The 10752-nt window shown below is 54.1% G+C and carries 7 protein-coding genes; 3 read left to right on the top strand and 4 right to left on the bottom strand.

Annotated elements, in window-relative coordinates:
• Positions 1–177: 177 nt before the first annotated feature.
• The 4 genes from ENN40_08930 to ENN40_08915 are packed head-to-tail and all read right to left on the bottom strand — an operon-like array spanning position 178 to position 3008.
• Positions 178–1308 (bottom strand): IS110 family transposase, encoded by a 1131-nt coding sequence (locus ENN40_08930; protein ID HDP95466.1) that lies wholly within the window; start codon positions 1306–1308, stop codon positions 178–180.
• Positions 1309–1336: 28 nt separating this feature from the next.
• Positions 1337–2044, bottom strand: a complete 708-nt coding sequence (locus ENN40_08925; protein ID HDP95465.1) for a hypothetical protein — start codon at positions 2042–2044, stop codon at positions 1337–1339.
• 24 nt (positions 2045–2068) lie between these two features.
• Complete coding sequence (locus ENN40_08920; GenBank protein ID HDP95464.1) at positions 2069–2620, bottom strand: sigma-70 family RNA polymerase sigma factor; 552 nt, start codon at positions 2618–2620, stop codon at positions 2069–2071.
• A complete protein-coding gene (locus ENN40_08915; protein HDP95463.1) occupies positions 2610–3008 on the bottom strand; it encodes a hypothetical protein in 399 nt (132 codons plus the stop codon). Before ENN40_08915 ends, ENN40_08920 begins: the two co-directional genes overlap by 11 nt.
• A gap of 87 nt (positions 3009–3095) precedes the next feature.
• Between ENN40_08915 and ENN40_08910 the strand changes: the two genes are divergently transcribed.
• The 3 genes from ENN40_08910 to ENN40_08900 all read left to right on the top strand — a co-directional run bounded on the left by ENN40_08910 (position 3096) and on the right by ENN40_08900 (position 10746).
• On the top strand, positions 3096–5822 hold the full coding sequence (locus ENN40_08910) for a CHAT domain-containing protein (GenBank protein ID HDP95462.1): 2727 nt from the start codon (positions 3096–3098) through the stop codon (positions 5820–5822).
• A 67-nt stretch (positions 5823–5889) separates the two neighbouring features.
• Complete coding sequence (locus ENN40_08905) at positions 5890–8730, top strand: PKD domain-containing protein (GenBank protein ID HDP95461.1); 2841 nt, start codon at positions 5890–5892, stop codon at positions 8728–8730.
• Between the two features lie 102 nt (positions 8731–8832).
• Entirely contained in the window at positions 8833–10746 is a 1914-nt protein-coding gene (locus ENN40_08900; GenBank protein HDP95460.1) for a hypothetical protein, read from the top strand.
• Positions 10747–10752: the final 6 nt, after the last annotated feature.

Raw genomic sequence — 10752 nt, 5'->3', positions numbered from 1 at the left:
TCCCCGGTATTGGACAGCCAAATCGATTTGGATTCCTCACAACCCCTGATCATCAAGTGGAGTGGGGGGACGCCCCCTTACAGCATCACTGTTGTTGAATTGATCGGTGATGCCACGCCTTCCTCGATTGCGTTTCAACAGTCGGGAATATCTCTCAAAGAGATTTCCGTGCCCATGTCACAACTCAATCCCGGGAAGAAGTACGCCATTATCCTCAGCGGCCACTTCGTCGCTTTCCGCTTCGATGGGCCGACGGATCCCGGCACAAATTTTCGCCTTGTGCCTTCGGTCGGAACTAAATTCTACACAAAACAGCGAAGATGAATTAGGGATCAAGCCCGGATCCGGCATAGAGTCGGTTGGGCCCTGGCAAACGTGCGTTGCCCCAGAAATCGCACGGTGCCGTGACATGTCCATCTGCTGAGAGAGCGCAGTGGTCAATGGTTCTGAGTCCAGTCCCCTTTCTGGTTTCCTGACGCAGCCTTTATCAACCTTAATGGGCTTCCCGAAAATCCTGTCTGAGTCGAAATCTACCTGGTCGCGCATGATGTAGAAGCACGCCCACGCGAGTTTATGGGCCAGGGCTTTGGCTGCCACGATCTTGTTGGTCTTGGGACTTTTACGTACAAAGAACGCCTTTGCAGGTGGGCAGTATCGTTGCGCTGAATGCGCGGCCTCGATGAAAGCCCATGCCAGGTACTTGTTGCCGTTCTTGCGGTTGCCCCGTCCCTTGGTCTTTGCGTTGGAGATGCGGCACGCGGGAACGCAACGGCAATAGGAAGCATATTCACCTACGCCGGCAAAACGATAGATATCGCCGGTCTCCAGAGCGATGGTCAGAGCCAGAACGTCGCCGATACCCGGTACGGTAAGGAGCTTTTCAAACTGGGGCTTCAGCTTGGCGGCTTTAAGCAACGAAGTTCGGATCTCGTAGATCAACCACTTGAGCTGGTTGATCACGGCGATGTTGACCCGGGCCGATAGGCCCAGGTGTTCGTTCTCGAACAGGTCGCTTATCTCCTCTTCCGCGAGCTTCTTGATCTCATCGTCGGGAACCGACAGACCCAGGTTGCGGCTCACCAGGCTCTGGAAACTCAGGATGTGCGATGTGCGCTGGTGAACCAGCTTCAGGCGCTTGCGCAGCAGATCACGCAACGGCCGGTCCTCGTTGGACATGATGTATCCTTCCGGCAGGATGCCCAGCTTGAGCATGCGGGCCAGAAAAAACGCATCGTGCTTGTCGTCGGTGTACTTCAAGCCGGTGTAGGGCTGAAACCCGACCGGATTATTCCGGGTCGCTCTTGCCATTCGCTCCCGGCCACTCGCCAGTTAATGTCTAAAAAGCCTTTTCAATCATGTCAAGGCGTTTCCGGGCCTCGCCTTTCAGCGGACTGAACATGCCGGACAAGCGCATAAACACAGCTTTGGCTCCGGACACGTTTCCCTGGCGCAACAGGGCGATTCCTTTATAAAAAAGGGCTTCGTCAAAATAGGATGGGTCCATGGCGGCTATAATGGCTTCAAAATCTTTTGCAGCGCCTTGGGGGTCTTTGGTCAGCAAGCGGGAAATTCCCCTGAGAAAACGGACCTTGGGCGAAACGAACGGCTCCGGGATGTTGCTCAAATGCGCGACGCCGTCTTTGTAGTCTCCGTTTTGGTAGGCCTTGACAGCCTCTGTATATGCGGTTTCCGCCTGTTGATTGCGTGTCTCGGTAACCAAAATGACAGGTGGGGAGAAGCGGGAGATCCTTTCAAGGGTTTTTCCCCGCTGCCATTGCAGTCCCATGATGCTTGCACCGATCACGATCACCAGCGATGCGGCCAAAAGCGCAGGATGGCGGCGGAACCGGAATTTTGAGACCTTTTCACCAATGGTCATCGGTTTCAGATTGAAATTGGTCTCCATGAGGGCACGCCGGATTCGCAGTTGGTCGAAGCAGTGTTGGCAGGAAAAATAATGGTTTTCAAATTCCTGCCTCTGCGTTTCGCTCAGATCGTTGCGCAGATAAGCGTCGATTTGATGTCTGAACCGGCGGCATTGCATGGATACCTCCTCAACTATATTCTATTATAGAAGTTGTTGTCTTTTCATCTCGCGTCGGATGCGTTTCAAAGCCCGATTCTTGCGTACAGAAACATAATGGCGCTGCAGTTTCAGGGCACAGGCAATATCACCGATACTCTCTTGCTGAAAGTAGAAGCGTTGAAGGATCTGCTGATCCAAAGTTGGCAGTTGGCGCAGAATGGCGCCGATTCCCTCCATGAGATTGTCCGTTTCCAAACGGTGATTCTCAGCGAAATTTTCATAGCCGGGGACCAACTGTTGCAATTTCTGGTTGATTTTGTTGCTTTTGGTGGATTGATAGTAGAAGTTATACAACACCCGTTTGGCGATTCCGAACATGTAAGGCGCCACCACATGATCGGAATGCAGCTTTTTCTGGCGCACCGACTCAAAAAAGCGGGCCAGAACTTCCTGGACAAGGTCCTCAAGCGGGGCGTCTCCTTTAATGCGCATGGAAAAATAGAAGCCAAGCCGGCTTTGAAACATCCGGATGAGTTCTTTTTGGGCTCCGGCTTCTCCGGATTCCAGTCGCGACAAAAACAATTTATCGGGCATGGGGATGAAGCCCCTTGGTCAAGCGGTTGTCCTCAATACGGGTTTCCGGGATAAGGGGAGGCAGTTTGACTTGGGCGTGCACCCGTACCGACCAGCCCAATCGGAAATTTGTTTTCCAGGTCACTTTTCCAAGCGGCTGAAACAGATGGAGCGGCATGTATTTGAGCTTGTATTCCGCGCGGCGGACATCCTCAATTGTAATGGTCAGGAAAGTTTTTTCATTTTCTTTGTTGGCGGGTTCATGTATTTCAGCCGAGCGGTTGGCAATATGAATTTCCAAAAATCCCTCAGGGCCCAACTTGATGTCCGTGATGGCGAAATCAGCAGGGGGGCAGGCAAACGCCCCTACAGCGGCTAGGATGGTTAAAATCACGATCAGCAATTTCATCTTTTGCATCATATACGCAATACCCATTCAAATCAAATTTACCCATTTGCGGTTGAAGTTAATTTCGCCGCAAAGTACAATATTCCGGTGCGGGGGAAAAGCGCTTTCTGGTACGGGCCGGCCATACTCATGGCCGTGCTCACCGTAACAAACAGCCGTCTTTGTGGCGAAAACCCCGGCGTCAAAAAGCGCATGGCCTTTGTCCGCGAGTTTTCCCTATCTAAGGATCCCACTGCTTATGCAACAGCTCTGCAGTATATCGGGCAAAAGGCGCATAAAGAACCAGATCGCCTGGCAGCCATGCGCTTCTTTCGCGAGATTCTAAGTTCCAGACGCTATCATCCTGTTCATTGCTATGCCTGGCTGGAATTATCCCGTTTTTATTCCGGCTCCAATCGGGAAGCCATATTGCTCCGCGCGTTGCAACGCAGTCCGGATGACTATTCCCAGGCGGTGGTTCTGAGTAAATTGATTCAGTTTTATGACCAGCAGAACCAGCCTGAGGTGAAAAAACTCTACCTGCAACGCCTGGTCAACCTGGCGGAATCCACCCGCGATATTCCCAATGTCGCGGCGGTTTTTCGTGATTTGGGAATGATGGAATTGCGCAAACTTGATGCGTTTTCCGCTCTGCGCCATTTTATCCGCGCACTGGATTTTCCCAATGAGCCCGAAGTAGTCGGCGAAGTCAGCCTGGGAGCCGCGGTGGCCCTGGGAATGCTGAACAAACCCGGCTTACAGGAGCGGTTTTTCCGGCGGGCCCTGGACAACGCTCAGAAGTGGCGCATGAAATCGCTGAAGATCCGCGCGCTTTCGCGCTACAGCCAGACGTTGCTGGAAAATGCGCGCAACGCTGAAGCCATGAGGCTGGTGGATATGAGCATACGGGAAGAGCGGGAACTCGGGCATTACGTCTGCCTGCGGGATTCGCTCTTCCGGCGCGGATTGATCCTGGAACAGCTGAATCAGTTGTCGGCCATGGAAAAATCGTTGACCGAAGCGGTGGAATCAGCTTTGAAAAATCGTGATTACGTCGGTTTGTTTCCGGTAATGGCGTACCTGGCCGATGCGTTGATCTCCGGAAAGGAGCTGGTGAAATCCGGCGATTTGCTGCGTCGAATCGATGACCTGTTTGCCCCATATCATCCTCATTATTTCTTGTTTCATTACCTGCAGGGCCGGTTGGCGCAGGCAAACAACCACATGGTGCAGGCAGATGCCGCTTACACACAGGCTGTTCTGGCACTGCGGCGCAATCTTCCCTCTTTTGCATTTGGTCAGCGTTCGTTTTGGCGATACTGGTTGGATTCACTGTACTCGCGCATGATCCGGTTTCGCTTGAAGCGGTTCTCCACTAACGGAGATGCGGCGGCCCTGGAAAACGCCATTCGCCTGCATGAAGAAAAGAACGAACTGCTCGCCCGATGCATTGTGTATCGCGGCAGCAAGGAACTATCACTTCAACGCGAAGAGGAATACCTTCAACAGCAATTCACTCGCATACTGGCACGCAGCAAGGAATTCAACAGTAGCGAGCGTCTTCAAGAGCAACTGCATCGCCTGCGGAAACAAATCAGGGAGATACGGGAATTAACGATCGCCGATCCTCCACTATCTATGGATCTGGATGCCCACAAGCTGAATCTGACACGATTCCGTCAATACCTGCGCCCGGATCAGGTGGCAGTTAAATTCATGTTACTGGAAAACCAGGTTGCGGTTGTCACCCTGGGTCGCAAATGTTTCCGCTTTCGTTACCTGGGCTCTGATCGCGACACCCTAATCCGGGACATCATGCGGTTAAGCGAGCCCCTGAATGATTTCGCTCGGGGGCGGGTGGATTACCTAAGGGTGCACTTCGACCTTCCACTGGCGCTATCGCTCTACAAACGGCTGCTTTTACCGCTTCAGTCCGATTTAGAGGGAATCACCGAATTGATTGTAATCCCGGAGAAAGAGTTGTTCCACCTGCCCTTCGATGCCCTGGTCAGTGGTTTTGTTTATGACGGCGATGCCTCGGCGGAGGTTTTCTCGGAATACGCCGCGGCGGAGTACCTGGGCCAACGTTTTCAGTTGTCACTGGCATTCAGCCTTACATTGCTGAATCGCCGCTTTCAAAAAAGCAATCCCCATAAAATGGACCTGGTGGCATTCAGCGGGCCTTTGGTTCAGAATCATGCCCACCAAAGTTTTTCCAGTGAATTCCGGTTTCATCCCCCACTCTCCCCTTTGCCCTCATCGGTGACGGAGGTCCACAGAATCGCCCGCTTTTTCTCTGCGGATCGGATTCGTTTGTTTTCCGGCGAAGCGTTTACCATCGCCAATTTTCGCCGCCAGGCTCCCGGTGCTCGAATCGTGCATCTGGCCACGCACTATATCCCCAACCTGGCATCTCCCTGGCATTCCGGATTGTTGTTTTCCCCGGATTCATCAGATCCTGGAGGATCCGTTTTGTTGCGGGCCAATGATGCCCAACACATTCCACTTCAAGCGGAACTGCTGGTGCTCAGCGCCTGTGAAAGCGCGGATCAACGCATACTGGGACTTACGGGGTTGGCCGGCATGGCGGCGGCGTTCTCACAGAACGGGGTGCGCTCGGCCCTGGTTTCCATGTGGCCGGTCGATGAAATCAGTTCTCGTGTTTTGCCCTTGTTTTATCGCCATTACCTGGGGCATGGGCGCGCGTCTCAGGCACTGCGCCGGGCCAAACTGGAGTTCATGCAATCCAACATCCAGCTTGCGGACGGACGCAGGATGGCATTTGCCCACCCATTTTTCTGGAGTAACTTCCAGTTGCTGCGTTTTCGGAATTAGCAGATCAGGTGAGATATTTTGCCTCTTCGTGGAATATGTAGTAGCGAGGGACAGGACCATTTTTTGAATGATGTTGCGCGGGAGGGGATCCCGGGTAACCGAGGAGGTTGGCGTGAAAAAAGCAATTGCTGCTTTAATTCTGGTGGCCTTTCTGGCGTGTGGCCTTGCCGCGGCGGAAATCGTGGTGCAGCCTGGAGGCACACTCTGGGGGGGCACCAGCGTTCGTCTGAGTACTGATTTGCCTGTGCTTAACCAGCAGGGTTTGAGTTTAACCTGGAATCTGGGAGATTCCTCGCCCCCGCAAACGGGATTAGAGGTGGAACATGTATACAAGGACCCGGGAACCTACGAGGTGAGATGCACGATGTCCAGCGGTGAAGAACTGACCCGTACGCTGCAGATTCAAGAGCGCCGGACCATTCACGTTCACCCCGTCTCACCCCAGGTTGGAGAAGCGGTTCAATTTCAGGCCCAGCACTTCGGCCATTCCCAGATCCGCTGGGATTTTGGTGACGGCACGATCCAGACTGCGGGCAGTCCCGTCACCCACACATACGCTAATCCCGGTGCCGTTACCGTAAAAGCGTATGATTTCAACGGCCAATCCACGATTGCCGTGGAAGCCGGTTTCACCGTGATGGCGGATATACGCATGATTGAAGTGACCGGTGGTCCACCCAGGGCCCATTTTCCACTGCAATTCGAGGCCAGGAACTTCGGAGCGGGTTCCCTGCAATGGAATTTCGGCGATGGGGATTCCACTACCGGCGGCGCCACTATCCAGCATGTGTACAACAATCCGGGAACCTATACCGTATCCGTCCAGATCGCCGGCGCGGGTAATCCCAAAACCCTGGTTGTAAACGTGGCACCGGATCCCCGGCGTGTAAACGCGGATTCAGCGACACCGGGATTGTATGAAACCGTGACCCTGCGTGCGGAGGGCTTTTCCCCGGGCAACCTGGCCTGGGATTTCGGTGACGGCGAAACCCAAACCGCCGGGCAGCAGGTAACCCACGCCTATTCAAGGCTGGGGCAATTCCAGGTTTCGGTAAAAGCAGCCGGATCGAGCGAGCCGCCGGTTTCGATTCAGGTACAGGTAAACCAGGACCGCCGCCGCATCCAGGTTCAGCCTGCCCAGGTAAAGGTCGGTGACACCGCAAATATTCAGGCAACCAATGTCGAAGCCAACTCGGTGGAATGGCAGATCGGAGATCAAACCCTTTCCGGGCGTCCCAAAACTATTACGCACCGATTCCTGGACCCGGGGAATGTGCCTGTCACCTGCCGGATCAACGGCCAAGCTCCGCTCACCACCCAGGTTAATGTGCGAGATCATCGCCGCATCCAATATGCTCCGGAAACTGTTTTTGCCGGAGCGGAAGTGAACCTGCATTTGCAGAATGGCATCGGACCCAATGTGCGTTGGGAGTTCAGTGATGGGGAGACCCGCAACGCCGGGCTTAAGCTGCAAAGGCCCTTCCCCAGGGTGGGAATGGTTGAGGTCAAGGCATTTGACGCGAACGGCGATGCCAAAGCCCCGGTTTCGCAGCGAATCCAGGTGTTGGCGGAAAACCGATCACTGGAAAGCCAATACCAACGTCACTTCGTGGGTACGGAAGTTCAGCTGGAAGCGCGGAATTTCAAAGACAACATGGTGGAGTGGGATTTCGGCGACGGCACACGGCGCATGGGCTCCACGCGCATGTCACACAAGTACAATGCTCCGGGAAACTTCCGCGTGAAGGCCGTGGATTTCCGCGGCCGCGATGGAAAGAGCATTGAGAGTCAGATTGTGGTCGCCAGTGAACAGCGCAGCATTCATGCGCCGCAACGCATCCGGGCCGGTGACCCGGTAAATCTCGAATTGAAGGGAGTACAGGGCGGTCAATTTCAGTGGAACCTGGGTCCGGCGGGACGGAAATCCGGCATCATGGTTCACAATGCAGCCTTTCCCTCTCCAGGTAGGATTGACGTTCAGGTCATGGATAACACCAGCACATATCCTCCTTTTTCAGCCACTCTCGTGGTGCAGCCGGACAACCGCGCCTTGAAGGCGCCGAAATTCGCCCTGCCCGGGGAAGAGATTGTCCTTAATGCCGAGAATTTCGACGGACCCAAAGTGGCCTGGGATTTCGGTGATGGAAAGCAGACTTTGCAAACGGGAACCCAGGTCAGTCATTCTTTTGCGGAAAAGGGAGAGTTCAGGATAACGGCCCGCGACCAGGCCGGAGACTCCACCAAATTGTTCGCCGGTACGGTTCGGGTGGTGGAGTTGGTGCCGGGTTTTGTATTGCAAGGCATGGAACTGGTTTTTTCCTCCGGCAAGGCGTACATGGTGGTGCCGCGCAAGAGCCGGCCCCCGGCCTATGCTCTGCGCCTCACGTCCAGCGGCAGGGGAATCCTGAGAGGGCAATGGAAACTGGATGACCAGGTAATGGGTTTGTTTTCCATGGTTTTGCAAGACGGCCGTGTGGCCGCACCGGACCCGCAAGACATGCCGAATTTGCCCGCACTGGATGTCGGCATGCACGAGCTGACCGTGGAGTTTACCAACTATCGTTTCAGCGGTAGAATACCCCGGTTGCGCTACTTTGTCAGTTCCGGCGGCGCCATTCTCTTGCTGAGCCCGGAAGTGGGGTCCAAAATTCCGGCTTCTGATGCGGCAAAACTGGCATGGAAACCGATTCGCCAGGCCACTGTTTACGAAATCGCCGTATCGGAAGCGCCATTTCAGTTCCTGGAGGATCGCCAGATTGAATGGAAAGCGGCGACGGATCATGATCATCATGTCCTGGACATGATGATTTTCAAGGATGCCGGCTGGATCTACTGGATGGTGCGCGGTCTGAACGATTCGGGCCGGGTTTTGACCACTTCCGAGATCGGTTCTTTCCGTCAGCGCTGAGAACGTGCATCAGGACGCATGACTTGGAAATGTCATTGGACATATAAAAAACATGTTTTTTTTTGAATCCCGTTATTATAGTAGCGAGTGGAGGGTGATATCATGAAACGCAAAGTCATTCCGGCCGGCTGGCTGGTGCTGCTTTTCTGTACCGGGTTTCTGACCGCCGCGGACGTCTCGATTTCCACCATTTTGCCGCGTTTGGAGGTCAGGCCCGATTCCGTTTCCATAGAACTGGCGGCGCCGGTCTCGGGTGAAACATACTACCTGTACTACCGCACGAAAGGCGCTCAATCTTACCAGGTACGTCTCATGCGGCCCGATTCGAAAGGAATGCCGGGCTATCGGATTCCCCTGGACAACCTGTATGGACGCGAATTGGAATATTTTGTGCTTTCATCAAAGGGAAAGCGTGCGGGCGTGTTGTCACCGGTTTTTGCGCTGGCTGACCTGAACACCGGATCCACGCCCCGGGTCTATTTTCAACAGAGCGGCGTTTCGCCTTCACCCGAGGAGAAAAAGCGGGACCCCCTGCTGCGCATGACGGCCAGTGCATCGACCAACACGCGTTTGTACGATGAAAGCGAACCGCCGGCGGAGTCGTTTACGGCCAATGGGAATGTGCGGTTGTATCGCAATATCGTCAAAGACAAGTACCAACTGGATTTTGATTCCAATTTTTCCTACATGAGCCAGGTGTCGGATGTAGAGAGCCATGTCAACCTGTCCAGCATGGTGGTCCGTTACAACCGGGGCGACCTGAAACTGGAGGCCGGCGACCTGTCGATCAACCACACGGATTTTTCCACGTCTTACCTGAGCCGGCGTGGAATCAGCGCGCAGCTTGAGAACAAGTGGTTTTACGCGGGAACATTTTTGACCAACAGCCAGCAGAAAACGGGATTTGACGGTTTCGGTATTCCGCCGTCCAATGCCATGCTGTACGGCGCGGTTCTGGGTTTGCACCAGGCCAATCTTTTCAAAGTTCGCGGACTCTTTCTCAGCGGCAAGGACAACCTGGACAGCAAAACCGTGTATTTTACCGAAGACATCATCCGTGAAGGTTACCTGATGAGCCTGTCCGGCGAACTGAACCTGCTCAAATCCCGCATGCAGCTTCTTGCCGAATACGCCCACAGCAATTTCGGCAAGGCCGCGACCACGGCTGAACTGGATAAGCAGTCCGGCGATGCATACACGGCCGGTGCCCGCCTGAATGCCGGTGTTCTGTCCGTGAACGCGGAATACAAAAAGATCGACAACAACTACAACTCTATCGCCAACCTCTTTCTGCAGAATGATCGCGAAGGCTGGAACAGTATGGTGGGTCTCAATATCAAGACGTTTTCCGTGAGTATCGGATACAATGATCAGAAAACCTATGTAAACAGCCCGATCCAACCCATGCTGCGTACCAAGAACCTGAACGGCAACTTGTCCTGGTTGATCGCCAACCACATCCGTGTCGGCGCCGAATACGGAGTGGACAACCTGGATTATGACCAATCAACCGGTCTGCAAGCCGGGGGAACGGACATGGACACCCTCCGCTACGCGGCAACCCTGGGATTCGTGGCCGGGGCCAACGGCATAACGCTGCGGGTGGGCAAAACCGAGTCCAAAACCTTCACCTCCAACCTGGACGCGTCATTGTCCCTGAATCTCAGCCTGGGACGGTTCCTGACCTTCAATCCCACCCTTTCCTACCAGAACAGCGACAACCTGACCGATGGCTCCACCTCCAGAATGTACAACCTGTATCTGAATTCAGAACTGACCTTTATCCCCCAGGTCTTCAGCTTGTCTGTAAGCGGATCCTATTCCAAAAACGACAACGATGTGTCGGATTCCGAAAACATCAGCGCCACGGCCAACCTGAATTTCTACATGGCCAGGTTCTTTAAGCAGAAGATCCAACCCACGCTGGTGTTTACGGGCCGTTTCCAGCAGAGCAGTTACGGCGAGATGACCAATGACAACCTGGCGTTCTTCATGCAGTTGAACGTCTCGTTCTAGGGGAGA

The organism is Candidatus Aminicenantes bacterium, from assembly GCA_011049425.1.
In the GTDB taxonomy this organism is placed as follows: domain Bacteria; phylum Acidobacteriota; class Aminicenantia; order UBA2199; family UBA2199; genus UBA876.
Note: the sequence above shows the minus strand (reverse complement) of the source record. Positions and strands in the feature narration are given on the sequence as shown.